Annotated in this window: 22 protein-coding genes; 10 read left to right on the forward strand and 12 right to left on the reverse strand. The window is 60.4% G+C overall.

What is annotated here, in order from left to right; translation table 11 throughout:
* Window positions 1-18 precede the first annotated feature (18 nt).
* Window positions 19-1,152: a recombinase RecA gene (gene recA, locus I6I72_RS12475; protein WP_005529010.1), complete on the forward strand. Its 1,134-nt coding sequence runs from the start codon at window positions 19-21 to the stop codon at window positions 1,150-1,152.
* Window positions 1,153-1,752 (forward strand): recombination regulator RecX, encoded by a 600-nt coding sequence (gene recX / locus I6I72_RS12480; protein ID WP_049063444.1) that lies wholly within the window; start codon window positions 1,153-1,155, stop codon window positions 1,750-1,752. It abuts the gene before it with no gap.
* 45 nt (window positions 1,753-1,797) lie between these two features.
* On the opposite strand, the gene I6I72_RS12485 is transcribed toward recX, so the two are convergent.
* The 4 genes from I6I72_RS12485 to gluA form a co-directional block, all read right to left on the reverse strand.
* A complete protein-coding gene (locus I6I72_RS12485) occupies window positions 1,798-2,736 on the reverse strand; it encodes an amino acid ABC transporter permease (protein WP_005529012.1) in 939 nt (312 codons plus the stop codon).
* Window positions 2,736-3,422 (reverse strand): glutamate ABC transporter permease GluC, encoded by a 687-nt coding sequence (gluC, locus tag I6I72_RS12490; protein ID WP_049063442.1) that lies wholly within the window; start codon window positions 3,420-3,422, stop codon window positions 2,736-2,738. Before gluC ends, I6I72_RS12485 begins: the two co-directional genes overlap by 1 nt.
* A 62-nt stretch (window positions 3,423-3,484) precedes the next feature.
* Window positions 3,485-4,372, reverse strand: a complete 888-nt coding sequence (locus I6I72_RS12495; RefSeq protein ID WP_201807104.1) for a glutamate ABC transporter substrate-binding protein — start codon at window positions 4,370-4,372, stop codon at window positions 3,485-3,487.
* A 28-nt stretch (window positions 4,373-4,400) separates the two neighbouring features.
* Complete coding sequence (gene gluA, locus I6I72_RS12500) at window positions 4,401-5,129, reverse strand: glutamate ABC transporter ATP-binding protein GluA (RefSeq protein WP_049145056.1); 729 nt, start codon at window positions 5,127-5,129, stop codon at window positions 4,401-4,403.
* 266 nt (window positions 5,130-5,395) lie between these two features.
* On the opposite strand from gluA, the gene miaB reads away from it, so the two are divergent.
* Window positions 5,396-7,009, forward strand: a complete 1,614-nt coding sequence (miaB, locus tag I6I72_RS12505; protein ID WP_256364831.1) for a tRNA (N6-isopentenyl adenosine(37)-C2)-methylthiotransferase MiaB — start codon at window positions 5,396-5,398, stop codon at window positions 7,007-7,009.
* Between the two features lie 19 nt (window positions 7,010-7,028).
* Window positions 7,029-7,640, forward strand: coding sequence for an Rv2732c family membrane protein (locus tag I6I72_RS12510; RefSeq protein ID WP_110333076.1), 612 nt, complete (start codon window positions 7,029-7,031; stop codon window positions 7,638-7,640).
* On the opposite strand, the gene I6I72_RS12515 is transcribed toward I6I72_RS12510, so the two are convergent.
* Window positions 7,637-8,674, reverse strand: a complete 1,038-nt coding sequence (locus tag I6I72_RS12515) for a GNAT family N-acetyltransferase (protein WP_236592635.1) — start codon at window positions 8,672-8,674, stop codon at window positions 7,637-7,639. The genes I6I72_RS12510 and I6I72_RS12515 overlap by 4 nt on opposite strands.
* Before the next feature lie 62 nt (window positions 8,675-8,736).
* Window positions 8,737-10,044: a DUF349 domain-containing protein gene (locus tag I6I72_RS12520; protein ID WP_201807107.1), complete on the reverse strand. Its 1,308-nt coding sequence runs from the start codon at window positions 10,042-10,044 to the stop codon at window positions 8,737-8,739.
* Window positions 10,045-10,141: 97 nt separating this feature from the next.
* On the opposite strand from I6I72_RS12520, the gene I6I72_RS12525 reads away from it, so the two are divergent.
* From I6I72_RS12525 to dapF, 3 genes are read left to right on the forward strand one after another with little or no spacing between them, the layout of a single operon-like run.
* Window positions 10,142-10,765 (forward strand): hypothetical protein, encoded by a 624-nt coding sequence (locus I6I72_RS12525; RefSeq protein WP_005529024.1) that lies wholly within the window; start codon window positions 10,142-10,144, stop codon window positions 10,763-10,765.
* Window positions 10,759-11,661, forward strand: a complete 903-nt coding sequence (gene miaA / locus I6I72_RS12530; RefSeq protein ID WP_201807109.1) for a tRNA (adenosine(37)-N6)-dimethylallyltransferase MiaA — start codon at window positions 10,759-10,761, stop codon at window positions 11,659-11,661. Before I6I72_RS12525 ends, miaA begins: the two co-directional genes overlap by 7 nt.
* The gene (gene dapF, locus I6I72_RS12535; RefSeq protein ID WP_049145068.1) at window positions 11,658-12,488 is read left to right on the forward strand and encodes a diaminopimelate epimerase; all 831 of its coding nucleotides are present in this window, start codon (window positions 11,658-11,660) and stop codon (window positions 12,486-12,488) included. Before miaA ends, dapF begins: the two co-directional genes overlap by 4 nt.
* Before the next feature lie 54 nt (window positions 12,489-12,542).
* Here the strand turns inward: dapF and I6I72_RS12540 are convergent, their stop codons facing one another.
* Complete coding sequence (locus I6I72_RS12540) at window positions 12,543-13,139, reverse strand: hypothetical protein (RefSeq protein WP_049063427.1); 597 nt, start codon at window positions 13,137-13,139, stop codon at window positions 12,543-12,545.
* 23 nt (window positions 13,140-13,162) lie between these two features.
* Entirely contained in the window at window positions 13,163-13,954 is a 792-nt protein-coding gene (locus I6I72_RS12545) for a hypothetical protein (RefSeq protein WP_005529029.1), read from the reverse strand.
* 136 nt (window positions 13,955-14,090) lie between these two features.
* Between I6I72_RS12545 and hflX the strand changes: the two genes are divergently transcribed.
* Both hflX and I6I72_RS12555 read left to right on the forward strand, forming a co-directional pair.
* Window positions 14,091-15,551 carry a GTPase HflX gene (hflX, locus tag I6I72_RS12550; protein ID WP_049158785.1) on the forward strand — a complete coding sequence of 487 codons (1,461 nt, stop codon included), beginning with the start codon at window positions 14,091-14,093 and terminating at the stop codon, window positions 15,549-15,551.
* A gap of 30 nt (window positions 15,552-15,581) precedes the next feature.
* Complete coding sequence (locus I6I72_RS12555; RefSeq protein ID WP_034656838.1) at window positions 15,582-16,862, forward strand: uracil-xanthine permease family protein; 1,281 nt, start codon at window positions 15,582-15,584, stop codon at window positions 16,860-16,862.
* Window positions 16,863-16,964: 102 nt separating this feature from the next.
* Here I6I72_RS12555 and I6I72_RS12560 read toward each other — a convergent pair whose 3' ends face one another.
* The 3 genes from I6I72_RS12560 to I6I72_RS12570 are packed head-to-tail and all read right to left on the reverse strand — an operon-like array spanning window position 16,965 to window position 20,383.
* A complete protein-coding gene (locus I6I72_RS12560; RefSeq protein ID WP_005529038.1) occupies window positions 16,965-17,234 on the reverse strand; it encodes an HPr family phosphocarrier protein in 270 nt (89 codons plus the stop codon).
* A gap of 51 nt (window positions 17,235-17,285) precedes the next feature.
* A complete protein-coding gene (locus I6I72_RS12565) occupies window positions 17,286-19,385 on the reverse strand; it encodes a PTS fructose transporter subunit IIABC (protein ID WP_201807111.1) in 2,100 nt (699 codons plus the stop codon).
* A 35-nt stretch (window positions 19,386-19,420) separates the two neighbouring features.
* Complete coding sequence (locus I6I72_RS12570; protein WP_005529040.1) at window positions 19,421-20,383, reverse strand: 1-phosphofructokinase family hexose kinase; 963 nt, start codon at window positions 20,381-20,383, stop codon at window positions 19,421-19,423.
* Between the two features lie 203 nt (window positions 20,384-20,586).
* Between I6I72_RS12570 and ptsP the strand changes: the two genes are divergently transcribed.
* Window positions 20,587-22,278 carry a phosphoenolpyruvate--protein phosphotransferase gene (gene ptsP / locus I6I72_RS12575; protein WP_049063420.1) on the forward strand — a complete coding sequence of 564 codons (1,692 nt, stop codon included), beginning with the start codon at window positions 20,587-20,589 and terminating at the stop codon, window positions 22,276-22,278.
* Window positions 22,279-22,409: 131 nt separating this feature from the next.
* Here ptsP and I6I72_RS12580 read toward each other — a convergent pair whose 3' ends face one another.
* Window positions 22,410-23,195, reverse strand: coding sequence for a DeoR/GlpR family DNA-binding transcription regulator (locus I6I72_RS12580; RefSeq protein ID WP_034656840.1), 786 nt, complete (start codon window positions 23,193-23,195; stop codon window positions 22,410-22,412).
* Window positions 23,196-23,256 lie beyond the last annotated feature (61 nt).

The following is a 23,256-nucleotide window of genomic DNA, read 5'->3' on the forward strand; positions in this document are numbered from 1 at the left end:
TCAAAGTTAGGGAAATAAATGGCAACCAAGAAGAAGTCCACTGCCGCGGCAGCTAAAGGTGATGACCGCCAAAAGGCTCTTGACGCCGCAATGGCGATGATTGAGAAGGATTTTGGTAAAGGCGCAGTCATGCGTCTGGGTGATGACGAACGCCCGCCAATCCAGGCGATCTCCTCCGGTAATACCGCGATCGATATTGCTCTGGGTATCGGTGGTTTCCCGCGCGGCCGTATCGTTGAGATTTACGGTCCTGAGTCTTCCGGTAAGACAACTGTTGCGTTGCACGCCATTGCTTCTGCGCAGAAGGACGGCGGCATTGCTGCCTTTATCGATGCGGAGCACGCATTGGATCCGGAATACGCCCGTCTGCTGGGCGTAGACACCGACAACCTCTTGGTCTCCCAGCCGGATACTGGTGAGCAGGCGCTGGAAATCGCGGACATGCTTGTTCGCTCCGGCGCTATTGACATCATCGTTATTGACTCCGTGGCAGCGCTGACCCCGAAGGCAGAAATTGAGGGCGAGATGGGGGACTCCCATGTGGGTCTCCAAGCTCGTCTGATGTCCCAGGCATTGCGCAAGATGACCGGTGCGCTTTATAACTCCGGCACTACCGCAATCTTCATTAACCAGCTGCGCGAGAAGATTGGTGTCATGTTCGGTTCGCCGGAGACCACCACTGGTGGTAAGGCGCTGAAGTTCTACGCATCTGTCCGTTGCGACATCCGCCGCATTCAGACCCTGAAGGACGGCCAGGATGCAATTGGTAACCGCACCAAGATCAAGATCGTGAAGAACAAAGTCTCCCCACCATTTAAGATTGCCGAGTTCGACATCATGTATGGCGAGGGCATCTCTAGGGAGTCCTCCATCATCGATTTGGGCGTGGAACATGGCTTCATCAAGAAGTCCGGTTCCTGGTTTACCTATGAAGGTGACCAGCTCGGTCAGGGTAAGGAGAAGGCGCGTAACTTCTTGAAGGAAAACAAGGACCTCGCTGACGAGATCGAGAAAAAGATCTTCAACAAGTTGGGGATCGGCTCTGGTGCGACTACCGACGAAGACATTCCAATGGACGTGCCAGGTGCGGATGATCCGCTAACTGATGAGGCAGTCGACTTGGTGCCAAACGTCGACTTTGACGACGAATAAATGAACAAGCCCGCCCCAGAGAAGCTCGAGAAGCTACGCCGGGCGCTGGAAGATTATGAATCCGGCGCCACTGGAGGCGGGCTTTTTGATGTCGAAGCAGAAGAAGCTAAAGCAAAGGTACGCAATCGTGCGTTGCTGTTACTGGATCAGCGCGCGCGTTCGCGAAAGGAACTCTCCGATCGTCTCATTGGGTTGGAGTTTGACCCGGAGGTCGTCGAGTCGGTGCTTGACGATCTTGCGAACGTGGGCCTGCTCGATGACGCGGCATTCGCGCGTGAATGGGTGCGCCAACGCCATGCGCGTCGCGGCAAGTCGGCGCGGGTGCTCGACCGCGAGCTGCAGCGCAAGGGGGTAGCGCAAGCAGACCGCGCGGAGGCGCTCGAGCAGGTGACGCAGGAGTCCGAGCAGTCCATCATGGAGGAGCTCGCTGCTAAGAAGGCTCGCTCGGTGAAGACGATCCCGGAAGACCGTGCGGAGCGCGACAAGGCGCTGCGGCGCATCGTGGGCGTGCTTGCCCGCCGCGGCTTTAACGAGGGTGCGTCGTTGCGCGTGGCGAAGGCGGCTCTCGAGGCGCGCTGCGCGGAGCTGGAAAACGAGTAAACCCCCAGCTGGTTGCTGAGGGTTCGGCTTGCCCATGTGAGGTGTTTATTCCGCGGGGTTGCGGATTTCCTTGTAGCCGGGTGCGTGCCAATCGGCGTTGACCTCGTCCTTGGTGTCGAGGCCCTGCGAGCGATGGTGCGGCACGGCGGCCACGATATTCTTGCGGGCGCGGCCGGCGCGCAGCTGGCGCTCGATGCGTTGGGCCAGCACTGTCAGTCCCCAGTTGATAAGGATCATGATGATGGCGACGGCGATGAGCGAAGCCAGGTAGTTTTTGTTGAAGGACGCGGACTGGATACCGGAGCGGACAACTTCGACATAGCCGATCTGGTAGCCGAGCGCGGAGTCCTTGAGGGCGATGACCATCTGCGAGATGAGCGCAGGAAGCATCGCCGCGACGGCCTGGGGGAGCAGCACCTTGAACATGGTCTGCTGGTGGCTCAGTCCCAGCGCCTTAGCTGCCTCGGTTTGGCCCTTGGGCAGCGAACGGATGCCGGAGCGCAGAATCTCGGCGACGACGGAGCCGTTGTAGAGCGTGAGCGCGAAGACAACGGCACCGAAAGCGAGGTGCTTGGACGGCACGAGGTCGTAGACCGCGAAGAGCTGGTAGGCGAAAATCATGAGCAGCAGCACGGGGATGGCGCGGAAGAACTCCACGACCACGCCGCACACCCAGCGGATGGGGCGGTGCTCGCTCAGGCGTCCCAGACCGAAGACCACGCCAAAGACGATGGCCAACAGAATGGAGGCGACGGCGGAGAATATCGTGCCCTTGAGACCCGGGAGCAGATACGTCGTCCATGTCTGCGAGTTGAGGAACGGCGTCCACAGCTCAGGGCTGAGCTGGTTGCGCTCGTTCAACTTCATAAACACCCACGCGAGGACCGCGGTGGCGACGATGGCGGTGATGACTGTATAGATGGCGTTGTTGCGTCGGCCCTTGGGGCCGGGGGCATCGTAAAGCACTGTGGCGCGTACGGACATTATTTCTTCACCGCCAATTTTTCAGAGAGCTTGCCCAGGCCAAGGCCCATGGGCAGGGTGAGGATGATGAAGCCTGCTGCGAAGATGAGGAAGATGACAAAGAGCTGGCTGGCGTGGAACTCGATGGTCGACTTCATGAGCAGCGAGGCCTCGGCGACGCCGATGACGGACGCGATGGTCGTGTTCTTCGTTAGCGCGATGAGTGTATTGCCCAGCGGGACGATAGCCGCGCGGACTGCCTGTGGGAAGACGATGGTGCTAAATGTCTGGGTAAAGGACAGCCCGAGCGAGCGGGCGGCCTCTGCCTGACCGAAGTCCACGGTGTTGATGCCGGAGCGCAACGACTCGGCGACGAAGGCGGAGGTGTAGAGGATAAAGCCCACGATGGCCAAGCGCACGTTGTTGTCGATGAGGAATGTCGCCGACTCGCGGCTCGCGAGCGTGACGCCGAGGGTCTGGTACAGGCCGAAGGAACAGAACAGCACGACCAGCGTGAGTGGCGTATTGCGCACGATCGTGATGTACGTCGTAGCCAGGAAGCGCAGAATGCCGACGGGGGAGACGCGCATCGCGGTCAGGATGGTGCCTAGAATCATGGAACCCAACGCCGACCACAGCGTGAGTTTGATAGTGAGCCAAAACGCGGGCCAGAGTTCTGGACCCAGCTGGCTCCACATGGAGCTCATGGTTTCTCCTCGTTCATTGGGGATGGGAGGGGCCGGGCTTTTGTGCCCGGCCTAAGGGGGCGTTATTCCACGAAGGACAGGTCGCCCGGGGTACCCGGCTCGATGGCGTCGCCCTTGCCGAGGTTGGCAGAGACGAGCTTGTCGAACTCGCCGGAGGAGTGCATCTCCTTGAGCGCAGCGTTGATGGCTTCCGTGGCCTCTTGGTCGTCCTTGGCCAGGCCGATGCCGTAGTACTCGTCGGTGAAGGGCTTGCCGTCCTTCTCGAGCTCGACGACCTTGAACTTGCCCTCGTTCTGGGCGGCGTAGCCGTTGAGGATGGTCGCGTCCGTGGTCATCGCGTCGATGGTGCCCTGGGAGAGTGCCTCAACGCAGGAGGAGTAGGTGTCGAACTCCTGAAGCTGGACGGACGGCAGAGCCTCCTTGACCTTCTGAGCCGGGGTAGAGCCGGTGACAGAGCAGAGGATCTTGCCGTCGAGACCGTCGAGACCCTTAATTTCCGCGTTGTCAGCAGAAACGAGCAGGGCCTGGTGGGTGACAAGGTATGGGCCACCGAAGTTGACCTTCTCTGCGCGGGAGGCGTTGATGGAGTAGGTCGCGGCGATCATGTCGACCTGGCCGTTCTCGATGAGGGTCTCGCGCTGCGCGGAGGGGGTTTCCTTCCACTCGATTTTTGGCTCAGCCCAACCCTTCTCCTTGGCGATGTGGTTGACGACGTAGGTCGCGACGTCGACGTCCAGGCCGGACATGGACCCGTCGCCCTCGCGCAGGCCGAGACCCGGCTGGTCGAACTTGGTGCCGAGAGTGACGCTGCCAGACTCGATGTGGGCGAGTAGGCCCTCGCCTTCGCCGGAGGCGGAGTCGGAGGAGCCGCCGCAGGCAGCGAGCAGGGCGCCAGAGGCAAGGACAGCGGAGGTGGCGGCGATAACGCGGGTGATGTGGGAGCGAGACATGGTGTTTCTCCTTGAGATGAGGATGAGATTAGTGGTGGAGGATCTTGCCTAGGAAGTCCCGGGCGCGACCCGATTGCGGGTTGGTAAAGAAAGAGTCAGGGTCGGTGTCTTCGACGATCTCGCCGTCGGCCATGAACAAGATGCGGTCCGCGGCTTTGCGGGCGAATCCCATCTCGTGCGTGACGACGACCATGGTCATGCCCTCCTTGGCGAGGTCCGTCATGACGTCCAAGACCTCGTTGACCATCTCCGGATCGAGAGCGGAGGTAGGTTCATCGAAGAGCATGACCTTCGGCTTCATCGCGAGCGCGCGGGCGATGGCGACGCGCTGTTGCTGGCCACCGGAGAGCTGCGCCGGGTATTTGTCTGCCTGGTTGGCAATCCCCACGCGGTCGAGGAGCTGGAGTGCTAGGTCGTTCGCGGCGGACTTGGACATCTTGCGCACCTTGATGGGGCCCAGCGTTACGTTGTCCTTGATAGTCAAGTGAGGGAAGAGGTTGAACTGCTGGAAGACCATGCCCACGTCGGCGCGCAACGTGGCCAGGGCCTTGCCTTCCTCCGGCAGTGGGGTGCCGTCGATGGCGATGGAGCCGGACTCGATGGTCTCGAGGCGGTTGATGGTGCGGCACAGCGTGGATTTACCGGATCCCGAGGGGCCGAGCACGACAACGACTTCGCCGCGCTGGATCTCGAGATTAATGTCGCGCAATGCGTGATAATCGTCGAAGTACTTTTGTACGTCGCTGATGCGAATCATTGGGGAGTCGCTCACATCATTACTTCCTTCCGTATGTTGAACGGGTCATGTTGGGATAATAGGGTGCGCTGTGTCACAAGGTTGGGCAATAGGGTCACGTTTTGATAACGCTTCACCCGTCTGTAAAGAGGATTCTATCTGTCGTAATATAGAAATACCTGGTAAATGAGGAGAAATATTCATGCGGCGAAGTTGGTAAACAGGGGAGGAGCGCGGTTATGAGTTACCCCCGAGCGTCGTTAGAATGAACCGACGTGAGCGCCCCCATGAACACTAGAAACCCCAAGAACGCCGTCACCGGAGTTGATCCGGAGGTCGCCCTCGGCCAGATCGCGCAGAGCGCCGGCACCAACCCGGATGGTTCCGCCCGCACCTATGAGGTGCGTACTTTCGGCTGCCAGATGAACGTCCACGATTCTGAGCGCATCTCGGGCCTGCTCGAAGAGGCTGGCTATGTTGCTGCCGCGGAGGAACAAGAGCCTGACCTCATCGTCTTCAATACCTGCGCGGTGCGTGAGAACGCCGATAAGCGCCTGTACGGCACGTTGGGCGCGCTGAAGAAGACCAAGGAAAACCACCCTGGCATGCAGATCGCCGTGGGCGGTTGTTTGGCACAGAAAGACAAAGATACCGTCCTCGACAACGCGCCGTGGGTCGATGCAGTCTTCGGTACCCACAACATGGCAGCACTTCCCACGCTGCTCGAGCGCGCTCGTCACAACGACGAGGCGCAGGTGGAAATCGTCGATTCTCTAGAGGCCTTCCCGTCCGTGCTCCCGGCCAAGCGCGAGTCCGCCTACGCCGGCTGGGTATCCGTGTCCGTGGGCTGCAACAACACTTGTACCTTCTGCATCGTTCCTTCCCTCCGCGGTAAAGAAGAGGATCGCCGCCCAGGTGACATCCTCGCTGAGGTTCAAGCCCTGGTTGACCAGGGTGTTTCCGAGGTCACGCTCCTTGGACAGAACGTCAATGCCTATGGAGTGAACTTCGCTGACCCAGATCTGCCGCGTGACAAGTTCGCCTTTTCCAAGCTGCTGCGCGAGGTAGGCAAGATTGAGGGCCTCGAGCGCCTGCGCTTTACCTCGCCGCACCCAGCTGAGTTCACCTCTGACGTCATCGACGCCATGGCTGAGACCCCGGCCGTGTGTCCGCAGCTGCACATGCCTTTGCAGTCTGGCTCCGATCGCATCCTGAAAGAGATGCGCCGTTCCTACCGTTCCAAGAAGTTCTTGGCCATCCTCGACGAAGTGCGCGAAAAAATGCCGCACGCGGCGATCACCACCGACATCATCGTCGGCTTCCCGGGTGAGACCGAAGAGGACTTCGAGGCCACCATGGACGTCGTCAAGCGCGCGCGTTTCGCCTCTGCCTTCACTTTCCAGTACTCGCCGCGCCCGGGCACTCCGGCTGCCGAGATGGAGCAGCAGGTACCCAAGCACATCGTGCAAGAGCGCTTCGAGCGTCTGGTTGCCCTGCAGGATTCCATTCAGGCTGAAGAAAACGCCAAGCTCATCGGCACCGACGCTGAGCTGCTGGTCCAGGCCGAGGGAGGCCGCAAGGCAGGGGAGACCCACCGCCTGACGGGCCGCTCCCGCGATGGGCGCCTGGTGCACTTTGCGCCCGTGCTTGTCGACGCCGCTGGCACCCGCACCGACATCACCGCGGACATCCGCCCTGGCGACGTTGTTCACACCACCGTGACTGATGCTGGCTCCTTCTTCCTCGTGGCTGACTCCGGCGTGACCTCGCACCGCCGCACCAAGGCGGGCGATATGTCCGCAGCCGGTCAGACGCCCACCACCGCGCCGATTGGTGTGGGCCTGGGACTGCCGCGGATTGGCAAGCCTGCGCGCCAGCAAGATGACGCCTGCGGCTGCTAGAGGAGTACGCTAGACCACCATGAGTAATCAGTACGAACAAGCCCACGCCGCTGAACGCGCGGCTGCCAAGAAGATGGAACTGGGAAACCACAAGGTCACTCTCATCATCGCTATCGTGGTGTGGGTTGCGTACTTGGTTCTGCCCTATGCTGGCCCGGCGCATGGGTGGGAAGCGCTGCAACTGGGCACCACGGATGACGGCGTGCGGATCTCCATCATGGAAACTGTCTCTGCATGGTTCTCCCTCGTGGGCATTGGCGTGCTGACCACCCTGACTGTGGCCACACGTCGCACCAACTTTGCGCTCGCCGCGTGGATGATGGTGACCATTTCCTTCTTCATTAACCTGTGGAGCTTCTGGTTCCGCGGTTCCACCGCTGATAGCCCTTCCATCGGCATGTGGGTAGGAACCCTCGCGAGCCTCATCGCCTTTCTTGCATACTGCCAAGTGGCGTTCAAGCGCAGCCCAGAGCAGGTCGCAGCTGCTGAGAAGGCCCGCCGCGAAGCCAGCAAGCTGGACCAGGTGGGAATCCTGCAAACCGAGGCAGCAACCACCCTCCCGCCGGAGGAGAACCCGCTGCTCATCGACGATCGGCGTCGCCAAGCAGCGCGGCGTTACAAGAAGTCCTAAAGCTTGAGCTCCCACGCCGACGATGTAGAGATGACCTCTGCACCAAGGTGCTGGTAGATGCGGTTCATGGCCGGATCGGCGTCGGCTACCGAGCAATAAGCACGGCGGGTATCAGGCCACCACTGAGCCACCTCGTGCAGTGCATGCAGCTTCGCTGACGTGGCTAGTCCCACGCGCCGCCTATCGCGCGCAGTGACCGTGAGCGTCCACTCGCATACCTCGGGATCTGCGTCGTGATGGCGCGCCAACTCGGTGAGTGCCACGATACGGCCTTCTTCCTCCACTGCGATGAGAAGCGTGTGTGACTTGCGCGCCCGCAGGCGGGAGTGGGCTTCGGCCAAGCGCTCCCGTGTCCAATTAATAGGCTCCGTGTTGAGATCCCCGTAGACCGCATCCGTGGATGCGACCGTTAGAAGGTCCAAGATGTCGTCGAGGTGATGCTCTGGGATGTCATAGTCCGCGAACACGTGGAAGCTGCGGCCCGCCACCGGGAAAGGCCGGGCAGGGGAGTCGGGGAACTCAACGAACATCTGGTGTTCTGAATGCTTGGGCTGGAATCCCAGCTCCGTGTAAGCGGTGGAAAAAGGATCGTAAGAGTAGTCCGCTTCAGCTGGGTAGAGCATGCCGATTTGCGCCACACTGCGACCAAACTGGCGGGCCAAGGCCATTGCGTGTTCGGCGAGCTGACGCGTTACGGCCAGTGCCTCGGGCTCAAGTTCTTCGCCCGGCAGGGGCAGGTAATCAGCGCCGAGCACGCATTCGATCTCGGCATTCTGGGTCTCCTCGAGCAGCGGAAGGGAGATATGGATAAAGCCGTCAAAGTCGAGCTCCGGGCTGGGCTCTACTGCTGGAATAGTGGGAAAGCCTAGCTTACCGACCTCCAGCGGGGTGTCCTCAGTCAGTCCAAACAAGTAGGTGACGGATTCGGTGGAACCTTGTAGGCGCTGTACCACCCGCGAAGGCGCGGAAGAGGCCGCGGGATCGCCGGAGGCCTCCTGTGCGTAAAGGTTCGCATCGAAGATGAAACTGCGCACGCAGTCGGCGGGCTCCCCGCGGCCGGGTACGATCTGAACGAGCAATTACTTGCAGGTGACCGTTACTTGTCGTTGACTGCAGCGGCAGCTGCGTCGGCGAATTCCTGCCACTGCGCAGCCTGTGCGCGCAGGTCCTCGGCCTTCTTGGCATTGCCCTTGGCCTCGGCTGCTGCAGCCTGAGCCGTCAAGTCATCAACCTTGGACTGGAACTGGGCTACGCGTGCCTGTGCTTCTGGATCAGTGCGGCGCCACTCGGAGTCCTCGGCCTCAGCGACGCGCTTTTCGAGTACCTCGATCTTTGCCTCGTACTCGCGGACCTGGTTACGCGGAACGTAGCCAATCTCCTCCCACTTTTCCTGCAGCTCACGCAGCTTTGCCTTGGCAGTCTCGATGGACTTGGAAGGATCGATCTGGGAATCGTACTCAGCGATGAGTGCGTCCTTGGCCGCAGCGTTGGCGGCGAACTCTTTGTCGCGCTCGTCATTGACAGCGTTGCGTGCAGAGAAGAAGTGGTCCTGTGCGGCGCGGAACTGCGCCCAGAGCTTGTCATCAGCCTCGCGCGGTGCGCGGCCGGCTGCCTTCCACTCGGTCATGAGGTCGCGGTAAGCGCGAGCGGTCTGACCCCATTCCGTGGAGTCCTGAAGTGCTACGGCGCGCTCAACAAGTTCCTCCTTGCGCTTGCGTGCGGCGGCGCGGTTGCGGTCGAGCTCCGCGAAGTGGGCGCCGCGGCGGCGGTTGAAGGAATCGCGCGCACGGGAGTAGCGCTTCCAGAGTGCGTCGTCAGTCTTGCGGTCAATGCCGCGGATCTGCTTCCACTCTTCGAGGATGGCGCGGATACGGTCACCCGCGGCCTTCCAGTCGGTGGAGTTTTCTGCGATGTCTTCTGCCTCGGCGGCCAGCTTCTCCTTGGCAGCGATGCCTTCCTCGCGGCGGCGTGCTTTGTCTGCCTGTGCCTGTTCACCGGCGGTTACGGAGTGCTCGATGACAGCGCCCAAGCGCTTATTGAGTGCCGCAATGTCGCCGATAACTGCAGCGGTAGGCAAGGTCTCACGCAGCTCAGCAGCGGTGGCCTTGATGGACTCAGCCTCGCCAGGATGTGCCTTGAGGCGAGCCTCGAGGAGCTCGATCTCGGTAGAGAGATCGTCGTAACGTGCGCCGTAGTGAGCCAAGCCCTCGGCCGGGGTACCAGCCTTCCACTCGCCAATCTTGCGCTCGCCCTCCGGGGCGTTGACGTAGACCGAACCGTCTTCTTCCACGCGGCCCCACTTGGCCGGATCATTGTGAGGAGTCTGCTTCACCGGCTGCGCACCAGGACGAGGGCCTGGACGAGCACCCTTCTTGGGCATTGAACCTGGGGTTGGGATCGACATGGTTGAAACCGCCTTCGTGAAAAGTCGCGCCGCGCGTCACGGCTGCCTAGAGTGTTCTCCCTTACAGTACCTTCTCCTACACTAGGATGAGGAAGCAATGTTAAATCTTTTGGTAATGCCTTCTTCCCCCGCCCTCGCGGCTGAGCTTTCGCCTGCTGATGGCGCCAGCCGGGCCCTTCTTGCCGCTGCTCGCCAACTGGTTGTGGAGTTTGCGGAGGCCTCAAGATTAGGGGAGGAAGCAGCGGAAATCGAGGTGGACATCGTCGGTTCGCGCGATCCGCGTTGGCATACTAACCTCAGCGGCTCACTGCGGGCATGGGGCGCACCCAGCGTCGAGCTTGGTGCGGGAAACTATCTCCCGGAGCTCATGGCGCGGTATGTGCTAGACGGCGTCGTTAAGCACCGCGTCGCCGATACCCGAGACCACGTGGGTACCCCGCGTGCCGGCGTCCTCACCATGGTGTGCGTGGATGGCAGTGCGGGGCTTACAGCGCGGGCGCCGCTTGCGCTTGTCGACGGCGCGGCAGACACCGCCCTGTGGTGCGAGTCCCTGCTCTCCGGCGTGGACGTGGACTGCGACGAGTCTTTGCTGGCGGAGACGGGCGTGCTGGAAACCCGCTTGTGGGCTGAGCTTGCAGCTTTGCGGCCCACGCAAGCGGAATTGCGTGCGGCCGATTCCACGCTGGGCGTAGGGCGCTACGTTGCGGGGTGGCAATGCTAAGGCCCATCGCAGTCGTGGGGCCCACCGGATCCGGTAAATCGGATCTGGGCGTCAAGTTGGCCCATGAACTAGACGGCGAAGTAGTAAACGTCGACTCAATGCAGCTCTACCGTGGCATGGACATCGGCACTGCCAAGCTCACCGTAGAGGAACGGGAAGGCATCCCGCACCACCAACTCGATGTGTGGGAGGTGACAGAGACGGCTTCCGTGGCGCGCTTCCAGCAAGACGCCATCGCTGACGTCGAGGACATCATGGCCCGCGGCAAGACGCCTATCTTGGTCGGGGGCTCCATGCTTTATGTGCAAGCACTCGTGGACGATTGGCAGTTTCCGCCCACTGATCCGGCAGTGCGCGCGAAGTATGAGGCGCGGCGTAAAGATATCGGCATCGAGAAGCTGCACGCGGAGCTCGCGGAGATTGACCCAGCCGCAGCCTCGATCATCGAGGACAAGGACCCGCGCCGGACTGTTCGCGCCCTGGAAGTCATCGAGCTGACCGGCAAGCCTTTCAAAGCCAGCCAGCCGCCCAAAGATGCGCCGCCGCGCTGGGACACGTTGTTGCTGGGGCTGCGCACCGAGGCAGAATGGCTCAATCCACGCATTGAGCTGCGTAGCCGGCGCATGTTCGAGCGCGGGCTTGTGGCAGAGGTCGAGGCCCTGCAGGACGCAGGCTTAGTGGAGGATTCCACGGCGGGCCGCGCAATTGGATACGCGCAGGTATTCCAGGCCCTACGCGGCGAGTTGACGTGGGAGGAGGCCGTTGAGCGAACGATTACTGGAACGCGCCGCTATGTGCGCCGGCAGCGGGCCTGGTTCAACCGTGACAAGCGCATTAACTGGCTGGACGCAGCCGGTGATACCTACGAGCAGGCGCTGCGTATTATTGAGGCATGAAATTTGCCAAGGGACACGGTACTGAAAACGACTTCGTCATCATCGAGGATCACGAGGGCACTCTAGAACTAAGCCCAGAGCGGGTCCGCGTTCTATGCGATCGCCGCGCCGGCATCGGCGGCGACGGCCTTCTGCGCGTGGTGCGCGCTGGCGCACTGGGTGAGCCAGTGGCTGAGGGTATTGCGCCTGCGGACTGGTTCATGGATTACCGCAATGCCGATGGCTCTGTGGCTGAGATGTGCGGCAATGGCACGCGCGTCTTCGCACACTGGGTGCGCTCCCGCGGTTTGGTGGACAGCGAGAGCTTCGTCGTCGGTACTCGCGCAGGGGCAAAGCAGGTCACCGTGCATTCCTTCGACGAGCATGATGCGCAGGTCAGCGTGGAGATGGGCCCTGCGGAGGTTACCGGCGTGTCCACTGCCTCGATGGCTGGAGAAAACTTTGCCGGCTTGGGCGTTGACATGGGCAACCCGCACTTGGCTGCAGTGATTCCGGGCCTCACGCCGGAGTCTTTGGCGGATATGGTTTTCGCGCAGCCGGAGTTCGACCACGAGTTCTTCCCGCATGGCGTCAACGTTGAGGTGCTGACACAGCTTGTCGACGGCACGGTATCCATGCGCGTCTTCGAGCGCGGGGTGGGGGAGACCCGGTCTTGCGGAACCGGTACGGTGGCCGCGGCACGAGCTGCGCTTGCCGACGCCGGCGAGGGCGCCGGAACCGTCACCGTCAATGTTCCTGGCGGCCAGGTGCAGGTAGAAATCTTCGACGGGGGTTCACGTCTTACTGGGCCTTCGCGCATCGTGGCTGAGGGCACCACGGTTCTCTAGCTCATGGCTGTTTAGCTGCAGTCTTTGCAGACACAGCTTTAGGCTGACGCAGCTTTAGGCTTTGTCCTCAGGGGGCTCAGGGTCCTCAGGGGCCTTAGGGGACTCAGTGCGACGTAGCTCGCGGTTCTCCTGCGGGCGGCGGTCATATTTCGTGCCCAACGAATGGGCCGCGCGCCGAGCCGCGAGCCAGGTCTCGCGCAGCTCGGTGGCGCGCTCATCGGTGACCTTGAGGAGCGATTCGAGTTCATCTGTCTCGATGTCGTTGCGGTAGACGCGGGTTTCGAGCCGGCGCAGGAAACGCTTGGCGCCGCCCAGCTCGTAGTGAAAGGCCTCGATTGTGGGATCCACGCAATCGAGATCCAACAGCGCTGGACGGTACATGGTGCGATCAGCGATGGAGTCGGTGCTTTCTGAGTTACAGAAATCGTCGTATTCAGCGATCACGTCACGAATATCGTCCGCGGAAAGATCGATGGAGGTACGCAGCGCGGAATGCTCGGAAGCATCGGGCCGTCTTGAGGCGAGCAACCACATGGCGCCCGCAACCAAAAGGGCAATAAAAAGACCAGATAGCTTTAGCGTCCCGATGAGCGCAACGGCAGCCACCACCGCAAGGGCGATGGCCAGCGCATGACGACTGCCTGAACCCATACCTGGCCTTTCTGCTTTGCTACTTAGTGTCCGCCGCAGCCGCCGGAGCCGCAGGAGCAACCGCCGCCGGATCCGCAGCCACCGGTCGGCATTTCGATTGAAGCAGTCAGCATAGCAGTTCCGGCTAATACTTCATCTTTCGCAGGGAGCTCGCCAAAGGAAGCTGGCAGGCACAGATCGAACGGGAAAGCACCGTCCATGACCAAGTGCATGAACTTTTCACCGGTCAGTTGGTTGTGGCGCCACGAGGATTCCATAACGCGAGCTGCGAAACGGCATCCTGGAGTAGGGGCCGCGGCACCGGAGCCGGAGGAAACGATTTCCGCCCCCTCGGACTCGAAGGCGGCCGGGTATGCTCCAAACTCGGCCTCGTAGGCTTCCGCAGTGGCGTAGCGCTGGACCTTGAGGCCCATAGCAGTCAGGCCGATCTGCTGCCAGGGCTGGGTTTCCTCGTCAACGAGGAGCGGGCCCTGGGCGAGGTTGGCGGTGGCTTGTGCCAGCACGGTGCCGAACGGATCGAGGATCTCCAAGAAGGCGAGAACGTCGTTGACCATGGATACGTGGGCGAAGGCCTGGGTTACAGACTCGAAACCGATGTAGGTGGCAAACGGCTCTACGGCCAAGATGTTGATCTGGGCGCCTGAAGGGTCTGCGAATTGGATGAGCTGGCCGTCGCGGATTTCACCAGTGACGGTGAGCAGATTAGTGGAGATGGCTGCCTCGACGGCATCTTGCCAGCGCTCGAAGTTGAGGCCGATGGCCTCCATTTCAGCGTTGGCCTTAGTGGCGGTGGGATTCTCGGTCATGGTGGCCATTGTATCCCGCCGTTAGTGCTGGCCAAAAGCTGCCGCGGAAGAATATTAAAGGAATAAGCCGGAGAAAAGATGGCAACTATATTTGCTCAGCGCTAATTGGGGGTTTAAGCCAACGACGTGCAAGAATGGAGGGAACATGAACGAAAATCACGAAGAACTTCTCGCACAGGCATTTGGCGACTATCAGCCGCAAGACCCTACAACGGGTGACCTCGACCTAGCCGAGCGTAATTCTTTCCGCCGCGTTTCCACCACAATTCGCGCCGAAGACACCACCGACGGCTACGAGGTTGAGTACCGAAAACTCCGCCTTGAGCAGGTCGTTCTCGTAGGAGTTTGGACCGAAGGTACGGTTGCCGAGGTCGAGGCCACCATGGCTGAGCTCGCGGCGCTGACTGAGACCGCGGGCGCCGAGGTCGTTGAGGCTATCTACCAAAAACGTGACAAGCCGGACCCTGGTACTTACATTGGCCGCGGCAAGGTACAGGACCTCAAAGAGATTGTTGAGGCAACGGGTGCGGATACCGTCATTTGTGACGGTGAGCTGCAGCCAGGTCAGCTCTCCGCATTGGAGCGCGAGCTCAATACCAAGGTCATTGACCGTACGATGCTGATTCTCGATATCTTCGCGCAGCACGCGAAGTCCAAAGAGGGTAAAGCCCAGGTTTCGCTCGCGCAGCTGGAATACCTGTACACCCACACGCGTGGTTGGGGCGGCAACCTGTCCCGTCAGGCCGGTGGCCGAGCTGGCTCCAACGGCGGCGTCGGCCTGCGCGGCCCTGGTGAGACCAAGATCGAGTCGGACCGCCGCCGCATCCGCACCGAAATGGCTCGCCTGCGCAAGGAATTGCGCGGTATGAAGACAGCGCGTGAGGTCAAGCGCTCCAAGCGTCAGTCTTCAACGATTCCACAGATTGCCATCGCGGGTTACACCAACGCGGGCAAGTCCTCGCTGATTAATGCGATGACTGGAGCGGGCGTGCTGGTGGAGGACGCGTTGTTCGCAACCCTGGACCCCACCACGCGTCGCGCTGAGCTTGCAGACGGCCGCCAGGTGGTGTTCACCGATACCGTCGGTTTCGTGCGCCACCTGCCCACGCAGCTGGTTGAGGCCTTCAAGTCCACGCTCGAGGAAGTCTTGGCGGCGGACATCATGCTGCACGTGGTGGATGGATCCGATCCTTTCCCCATTAAGCAGATTGAGGCCGTAAACAAGGTCATCTACGACATTGTTAAGGAGACAGGGGAGCAGGCACCGCCGGAAATCATTGTTATCAACAAGATTGACCAGGCGGACCCGCTGGTGTTGGCAGAGATTCGCCACGTCCTCGACCACGAAAACGTGGTGTATGTTTCTGCGCACACCGGCGAGGGCATCGACGAACTGACCTCGCGCATTGAGCTCTTCCTTAACTCTCGCGACAGCCACGTCCGCCTGCTGGTTCCGTTTACCCGCGGCGACGTCGTATCTCGCGTGCATGCCGAGGGCACGGTGCGCGACGAGGAGTACACCAACGAGGGCACGCTTGTCGACGTCCGCCTTCCTGCGTCCATCGCACGTGAGCTTTCGGAGTTCGTGGTGGAGGAAGTTTCCTAAAATCGTGCTTGTGGGTAATAATGAAAGCTCGTGAGTACTTTTGGTTGGCGCCTGCACGGCGATGGTAAAAATATTGAACCCGGCGCGGTTGTCGCGCCCGAAGAACGACTGAGCTGGGGCCGCACCATCAGTATCGGTATGCAGCACGTGGTCGCCATGTTTGGCGCGACTCTGCTGGTGCCGACACTGACCGGCTTCCCGGTCAACACCACGCTGCTGTTCTCCGGAATCAGCACGATTCTCTTCTTGCTGATCACCCGCAACCGCCTTCCTTCGTACCTGGGCTCCTCCTTTGCGTTCATCGCGCCGCTGTCTGCCTCGCAGCAGTACGGCATTGGTGCGCAGGCAGGTTCCATTCTGGTGACCGGTCTGGTGCTGGTGCTCATCGGTTTTGTAGTGAAGGCTGCGGGACGCCGCGTGCTTGATGCTGTGATGCCTCCGGCGGTGACTGGCGCAATTGTTGCGCTCATCGGCCTTAACCTGGCGCCTGCTGCCACGAGCAACTTCCAGACGCAGCCGCTGGTGGCCGTGGTGACTCTCGTGGCGATCATCGTTGCGACCGTGGGCGGTCGCGGCATGGTCGCGCGCTTGGGCATCCTTATCGGCGTTGTGATTGGCTGGGTCTTCGCGGCGGTGACTGGCAACCTTGCTGAAGGAACAGCCGAGACCATTCGCCAGGCGGCATGGATTGGTCTTCCGCAGTTCCACACCCCTGAATTCAAGTTCTCTGCGATTGCCGTGGCGCTGCCAGTCTTGGTGGTCCTCATTGCGGAAAACATCGGCCACGTAAAGGCCGTGTCTGAGATGACCAAACGAGACCTCGATGACCTTGCTGGTGACGCCCTCATCGCCGACGGCTTGGGCACCGCCATCGCCGGCGGCTTCGGTGGTTCTGGTACCACGACTTACGCTGAGAACATCGGCGTCATGGCCGCTACTCGTGTTTACTCCACGGCAGCCTATTGGGTCGCGGCAAGCTTCGCTATCTGTTTGGCCTTCATACCGAAGTTTGGCGCATTGATCTTCACCATCCCTACAGGCGTGCTGGGCGGTGCCACTCTGGTTCTATACGGCCTCATCGGCATGCTGGGCGTGCGCATCTGGATGGACAACAAGGTTAACTTCAACAATCCGGTTAACCTCACCTGCGCTGCTGTGGCCCTTATCGCCGGCATCGGCAATCTGACACTTAACATCGGCTCCATCTCCCTCGAGGGCATCGCTTGGGGCTCCATCGGCGTCATCGTGGTCTACCCAGCCGCCAAGTGGCTCTATGAAACCTTCGGTGAGGGCAAGGGAGCGAAGTACTAAGTACAGCTGCCTCGGCGCATAAGAATTAAACATAAAAATAACTCCCGAGCTCTTCTAAAAGAGCCCGGGAGTTAAGTCTTTAAGTCGGGAGACTCTGGAGCCTTAGGAAGCGTCCAGATCCTGCTCGATGAGGCCGGCAATCTTCTCGACTGCCTCGGCGTTCTCGGAGGTAACGGTAACCTCGTCACCTTGCTCTGCGCCCAGAGCCATGATCATCAGGGAGGAAGCGGCGTCGGTTTCTTCATCGTCATCGCTGCCCACGAGGGTCAGGAAGATGTCCTCGTCGTAAGCTTCAGCAGCGTCCGCGATGATGGAAGCCGGACGAGCGTGCAGGCCAACGGAAGATCCAACCTTGACGGTCTTAGATGCCATGATGATAAGTCCTTTCGACTGTAAGTGTTTTCGTGATTACAAGTGTACGCGTTATGCAGCGGCCTGTGCAGTCTTGGCAGCTTCCGCCTTGGCGGCAGCCTCTTCGACCGTCTTGTTTGGCCAGAACTGCTTCAGCGCAATGACGGCGGCCGCGGAGACGACCACGCCAATAGCGATTGCGAGGAAGTAAGCCCAGGCCGGGTCGATTGCGAAGAAGACGAAGATGCCGCCGTGCGGAGCGCGGGAGCCAACGTTCATCGCCATCGAGAGAGCACCGGTGGTTGCGCCACCCAGCATCATCGCAGGGATGACGCGCAGCGGGTCAGCAGCAGCGAACGGGATAGCGCCTTCGGAAACGAAGGACAGCCCCAGCAGCCATGCAGACTTACCGTTCTCCTGCTCAGCAGGGGTGAACAGGTTCTTACGAACGAAGGTGGCGATGGACAGCGCGATTGGCGGAACCATACCGGAAGCCATAACCGCAGCCATGATTTCCATGGAAGCCTGGTCACCAGTGGAAAGACCCGCAGTAGCGAACAAGTATGCAGCCTTGTTGACTGGGCCACCCAAGTCGAAGCACATCATCAGGCCGAGGATGATACCCAGCAGCACTGCAGAGGAGCCGGACATGGAGGACAGCCAGTTCTGCAGGCCTTCCATAAGTGCAGCCAGCGGAGCGCCGAGCAGCAGGTACATGAGCAGGCCGGTGATGAGCGAGGTCAGCAGCGGGATGATGACAACCGGCATGAGGGAGCCGATCCAGCGTGGAACCTTCCAGTTGCCAATCCACATGGCCACGAGCCCCGCGATGAGGCCGGTAACCAGACCACCGATGAAGCCAGCACCCAGGGTGACTGCGATGGCGCCACCAGCAAAGCCCGGTGCGATGCCAGGACGGCCAGCGAACGCGAAGGCAATGTAGCCAGACAGTGCAGCGACGATGAATCCCATCGCGGCTTGACCAATAGCGAAAAGTACGGCGCCGAAGTAGAGGAGGAATCCGGAGCGGTCGAAGGTCATCATCGTGCCGTCGACCTCAACCTCGTGACCCGGCAGGTTCGTCAGCGAGTAGTTCGTAGAGATGGCCTGCCAGCCGTTAGCCATGTCGTAGCCGCCGAAGAGGAAGCCCAAAGCGAGGAGCAAACCACCGGCAGCAACGAAAGGCACCATGTAGGAAACACCGGTCATGATGGCCTGCTGGATGCGCTTGCCCCAGCCCAGGGAGTCGCCTTCTTCAGCAGCGCTTGACGACGCCGCGCCCGCCTCGCCAGCAACACGACGAGCGTTCGGGTTCTTGGCAGCGGCAACTGCTTCGTCGAGCATGACGCCTGGCTCGTTAATAGCGCGCTTAACACCGGACTCGATGACCGGCTTACCCGCGAACCGCTCGCGGTCACGAACTCCCACGTCGGTGGCGAAGATGACGGCATCAGCCGCATCGATGACGGACTGGGAAACAGAGGTGTTGTTGGACGAGCCCTGGGTTTCCACCGTGAGGTTGACGTCGTCGCGCTCCGCGGCCGTCTGCGTCAGTGCGTCGGCAGCCATGTAGGTGTGCGCAATGCCGGTAGGGCACGCGGTAATCGCCACGATGTTGGTGGCTCCGGCCTTTGCCGTAGCTGGCTCGGCCGAAGCCACCGCAGCACCTGCTGCGCCAGCGGCGGCACCTGCCTCAGCAGCAGGCTTCTTTGGCTTCTCGGCGTTGACTACGTCGAGAACCAGCTTGACGATTTCCTCTTTGCTCTGAGCCGAGCGGAGGGCTTCCAAGAAGTCTTTCTTGACCAAAGCTCGAGCTAGCTTGGACAAAATCTTCAGGTGAGCCTTGCCACCACCAGCTGGTGCGGCGATGAGGAAGACGAGCTGTGCGTCACCGTCTGGGCCGGAGAAATCCACGCCACGGCTCAGGCGAGCGAAAGCCAGGGTTGGTTCGGTGACGACCTCAGAGCGGCAGTGCGGAATGGCAACGCCGCCGGGAACGCCGGTGCCAGCCTTGGCTTCGCGGTCGATGGCTGGTTGCGCCAAGCCCTCGATAGAGGAAGCGCGACCGGTGCCATGGACCAAAGTGGCCAGATTAGTGATGACTGATTCGATGCTATCGCCGAAATCGGCGTCCAACGCGACTAGGTCAGTCGCGATGAGATCGGATGCCATGAGACACTCCTTCGATTAATGAGAAAATTCAGTCTTTACAAGGAAGAGACGATTGTTTGGTCGATATTGATTTGTTCGGGGGTCGGGATCTGGGTGCCAGGAAGCGCTGCCGCTGCGGAGCCATAAGCCACCGATTGCCGCAGTGATTCTGCGAAGTCTTTGCCTGCACGGCGAGCCAGAATGTAGCCAGCCAGGGAGGAGTCTCCAGCGCCCACCGTAGACATAACTTTGGTTGGTGGGGGAGTCGCAGCCCATGCACCATCAGCAGTGACGAGCACGGCGCCTGCGCCGCCGAGCGTTACGAGCACCTCGCCAATGCCGCGCTTTACAACGACTTGAGCAGCTTCCACGACTCCGCTGAAGTCGCCCTTTTCCGCTGCCGCTTCCAATGCTTCGCCGTCGGTTCCTGTGAGCTGACCAAGTTCCAAGCCATTGGGCTTGATGAGGTTCGGCGCAGAGGTCTCAAGACGCTCGCTGAGTGCGACCATCGGGGCATCGGAGGTATCCACCGCAACCTTGGCCTGGGGCGCTGCGGCACGGATTGCGTCGACAAGCATGGCGTACCACTCAGTAGGAACACCCTTAGGTAAGGAGCCAGCAAGTACTACCCAATCGGCGCCGATTGCGAGCGCGCCGAGAGAAGAGGTTATTGCTGACTGCACGGATTCGTTGAGGACTGGTCCCGGGCCATTGATCTTGGTGGTGCGACCGTTTGGTTCGGTGACCGTCGTATTGATCCGGACGGTGCCAGGCATTGCGACGGCGTCGAATGGAATGTGTGCTTCTTCCATCAGGTTGAGGAAGTGATCGCCTTTGTGCGCGGGCAGAAGGGCGACGCTTTTTACTCCGGCCAAATGGACGGCGTGGGTGACATTGACGCCTTTGCCGCCTGCGACCTGGGAAACCTGGGAAGCGCGGTGGACTGCACCAGGATTGATGGTCTCGTTAAGGGCAAGCGTGGCGTCAATACTGGGGTTGGGGGTCAGTGTGAGAATCATTGTGGAAACTCGTCCCTTTCGCAGTTTGCGTATATTGGGAGAAAACGCGCCGGACGATGGCCAAGCATAGTTTTCTGTTCACTTTTGATTGTTGTCCGAATGTGTCCGAAAGTCAATCAAATCACTGTGGTATTCGTTGCTTTTTTGTCCGGTCTGTGATGATCTAGGATGAGAGCAAAATCCCCTTCTGAAGGAAATGTGTGATGGAAAACGTATCTCAATCAACCATCAAGGGCACCGGCGTTGTCGCTGGTGTCGCATACGCCGAGGCTGTGTGGGTTCGCCCGCGCCCAGAACTGCCCACTGCTGGTGAGCTTATCGATGAGGAGAAGCGCGACGGAGAGTACGACCGCTTCCTCGAAGCTGTCGACGTAGTTGCAAGTCGTCTGGAGCAGCGTGCAGCAGGGGCTGAGGGGCAGGCCGCTGAAGTGCTGGGAGCTACTGCAGGCATGGTTAAGGACCGTGGCTGGCACAAGGCAGTACGTAAGAGCATCCGCAGTGGCCGTCCAGCAGAGTATGCAACTGCCAGTGCGACCGAAAAGTTTGTCACCCTGTTTGAAGCCGCCGGTGGCGTGATGGCTGAGCGCACCACTGACTTGAAGGACGTCCGCGATCGCGTTATCGCACAGCTGCGTGGCGAGCAGGAGCCTGGTCTGCCGATGGTCAGCGGCGAAGCAGTCCTGTTGGCCGATGATTTGGCGCCGGCAGACACCGCAACGCTCGATACTGCACACATCAAGGCTCTCGTTACTGAGCTCGGTGGCCCAACTAGCCACACCGCGATCATCGCTCGTCAGCTGGACATTCCTTGCATCGTGGCGGTGGGCGCGGATCTGCGCAACATCGAGTCCGGCACCCTGCTCTTTGTTGATGGGTCCGTCGGCACCGTCAGCCTTGGCGCTAACCGTGCAGAATCCCTGAAGGCTGTGGAGGAGTACCGCGAAAAGGCTGCTCGCGTTGCTCAGTGGCGTGGCCCGGCCCAGACCAAGGATGGTCACCGTGTGCAGCTGCTGGCTAACGTTGCTGACGGCAACGCAGCTCGTATTGCGTCCGATTCTCAGGCAGAAGGTATTGGCCTCTACCGCACAGAGCTGTCCTTCCTTTCAGCTAGTGAAGAGCCAACCGTGGACGAGCAGGCACGTATCTATGCCAAGGTCTTCAACGCTTTTCCCGAGTCGAAGGTCGTTGTTCGCACCCTCGACGCTGGTTCCGATAAGCCAATTTCCTACGCAACTTTGTCTTCGGAAGAAAACCCAGCACTGGGTGTTCGCGGCCTGCGTATTGCGCGAGACAATGAGTCTTTGCTGACTCGCCAGCTGGATGCAATCGCACAGGCTGCAGCTGACCGTGGCGACGATGTCCCAACGTGGGTCATGGCTCCAATGGTGGCAACCGCAGTTGAGGCAAAGTGGTTTGCGGGTCTGTGCCGCGAACGCGGCCTGACTGCTGGCGCCATGATTGAGGTCCCTGCAGCTGCGCTTATGGCTGACACCATCATGCCGCACCTCGACTTCGTCTCCATCGGTACAAATGACCTCACCCAGTACACGATGGCGGCGGACCGTCTCTCCCCACAGTTGGCCTACCTGACAGATCCGTGGCAGCCGGCTGTTCTGCGACTCATCCAGCACACCTGCGTGGTTGGCAGCGACAACAACGTGCCGGTCGGCGTCTGTGGCGAGGCTGCAGCTGATCCGCTGCTTGCTTGCGTACTCACCGGCTTGGGCGTCAACTCGCTTTCCGCTGCATCGACTGCTGTTGCAGGCGTTGGCGCTCAGATTTCCGAGCTGACCCTCGAGCAGTGCCAGAAGCTGGCTGAAGCTGCAATTAACGCTGAAGGTCCGTCTGAGGCTCGCACCGCAGCCCTGGATCTGTTGGAAGAGTTCAAGGCTTAAGAGTCTGAGATACGAGGAAGCCCCCAACGGTTTTGGGGGCTTCGATTCGTTTTAGATTCTGCCCTGTCCTCCTGCTGACAAACTCAGCTGAGGATCAAACTCAGCTGAGAATGGAGTAATTAAGCAGGAAGCTACTTCTCGGCTGCGACGACGACTTCGATCTCTTGTTCACGCAGTGCTTCGACGAAGCTTTCAGGGGCAGCGGCGTCGGTGACCACAACATCAATGTCGGCGATGGATGCGAAGCTAACTAGGTAATCATTCCCGAGCTTGGAAGAGTCGCAGAGAACTACAACCTTGTGGGCGTTGGTCACGAAGGCGGTCTTGATGGCGGCCTCTTGGGAATCGGCTGTGGACAGTCCATGATCTAATGTAAGGGCGTTGGTGCCGATGAAGGCAACGTCCGCGCGCATGAGCGCCATGGTTCGCAGTGCGGTATCACCCACTACTGCCTGGGTGATAGCGCGCACGGTACCGCCAAGAAGCTGCACATCGGGGACGCCGTTGCTAGCCAAAGACAAAGCGATGGGCAAGCTATTGGACACAATAGAGAACTGACCCGCCGCATTCTGTTGCCCGATCAGATCGGCAAGAGCATTGGTGGTCGTACCCGCGTCAAGGAAGATGCTGCCACCGGCTTCAGGCAAGAATTGCATCGCGGCGCGCGCAATGGCGATTTTTGCGCCCGTGGCTGAACGCTGGCGCGTGTCCAAGGTGAACTCAGCGGTTTGGAAAGACTGGGACGCCACTGCGCCGCCATGCACACGATGAACCACGCCCTCTCTATCCAAGACGGCGAGATCTCGTCTGATGGTTTCGGCGGTGACATCGAACCGCTCGGAAAGCTCAGTTACATTAACGCGTCCCTCAACAGCAGTGAGGGATGCGATCTGGCGGCGACGCTCCTCTGCGTACATAGAGTCCTCCAACAATATGCCCGTAACGGGGTGGGGCATTGGGTATTCCGTTCCGCCCTCG

Source organism: Corynebacterium striatum, assembly GCF_016728105.1.
GTDB lineage: Bacteria > Actinomycetota > Actinomycetes > Mycobacteriales > Mycobacteriaceae > Corynebacterium > Corynebacterium striatum.

Excerpts from the sequence above, each read along its gene's own strand:
- I6I72_RS12580 (WP_034656840.1), bottom strand. The coding sequence starts at position 23,195 with ATGTACGCAGAGGAGCGTCGCCGCCAGATCGCATCCCTCACTGCTGTT.
- recX (WP_049063444.1), top strand. The coding sequence starts at position 1,153 with ATGAACAAGCCCGCCCCAGAGAAGCTCGAGAAGCTACGCCGGGCGCTG.
- I6I72_RS12540 (WP_049063427.1), bottom strand. The coding sequence starts at position 13,139 with ATGGGTTCAGGCAGTCGTCATGCGCTGGCCATCGCCCTTGCGGTGGTG.
- I6I72_RS12565 (WP_201807111.1), bottom strand. The coding sequence starts at position 19,385 with ATGGCATCCGATCTCATCGCGACTGACCTAGTCGCGTTGGACGCCGAT.
- I6I72_RS12495 (WP_201807104.1), bottom strand. The coding sequence starts at position 4,372 with ATGTCTCGCTCCCACATCACCCGCGTTATCGCCGCCACCTCCGCTGTC.
- I6I72_RS12560 (WP_005529038.1), bottom strand. The coding sequence starts at position 17,234 with ATGGCATCTAAGACCGTCAAGGTTGGATCTTCCGTTGGCCTGCACGCT.
- hflX (WP_049158785.1), top strand. The coding sequence starts at position 14,091 with ATGAACGAAAATCACGAAGAACTTCTCGCACAGGCATTTGGCGACTAT.
- I6I72_RS12545 (WP_005529029.1), bottom strand. The coding sequence starts at position 13,954 with ATGGCCACCATGACCGAGAATCCCACCGCCACTAAGGCCAACGCTGAA.
- dapF (WP_049145068.1), top strand. The coding sequence starts at position 11,658 with ATGAAATTTGCCAAGGGACACGGTACTGAAAACGACTTCGTCATCATC.
- I6I72_RS12510 (WP_110333076.1), top strand. The coding sequence starts at position 7,029 with ATGAGTAATCAGTACGAACAAGCCCACGCCGCTGAACGCGCGGCTGCC.
- I6I72_RS12525 (WP_005529024.1), top strand. The coding sequence starts at position 10,142 with ATGTTAAATCTTTTGGTAATGCCTTCTTCCCCCGCCCTCGCGGCTGAG.
- I6I72_RS12570 (WP_005529040.1), bottom strand. The coding sequence starts at position 20,383 with ATGATTCTCACACTGACCCCCAACCCCAGTATTGACGCCACGCTTGCC.
- I6I72_RS12485 (WP_005529012.1), bottom strand. The coding sequence starts at position 2,736 with ATGTCCGTACGCGCCACAGTGCTTTACGATGCCCCCGGCCCCAAGGGC.
- ptsP (WP_049063420.1), top strand. The coding sequence starts at position 20,587 with ATGGAAAACGTATCTCAATCAACCATCAAGGGCACCGGCGTTGTCGCT.
- recA (WP_005529010.1), top strand. The coding sequence starts at position 19 with ATGGCAACCAAGAAGAAGTCCACTGCCGCGGCAGCTAAAGGTGATGAC.
- I6I72_RS12520 (WP_201807107.1), bottom strand. The coding sequence starts at position 10,044 with ATGTCGATCCCAACCCCAGGTTCAATGCCCAAGAAGGGTGCTCGTCCA.
- miaA (WP_201807109.1), top strand. The coding sequence starts at position 10,759 with ATGCTAAGGCCCATCGCAGTCGTGGGGCCCACCGGATCCGGTAAATCG.
- miaB (WP_256364831.1), top strand. The coding sequence starts at position 5,396 with ATGAACACTAGAAACCCCAAGAACGCCGTCACCGGAGTTGATCCGGAG.
- gluA (WP_049145056.1), bottom strand. The coding sequence starts at position 5,129 with ATGATTCGCATCAGCGACGTACAAAAGTACTTCGACGATTATCACGCA.
- gluC (WP_049063442.1), bottom strand. The coding sequence starts at position 3,422 with ATGAGCTCCATGTGGAGCCAGCTGGGTCCAGAACTCTGGCCCGCGTTT.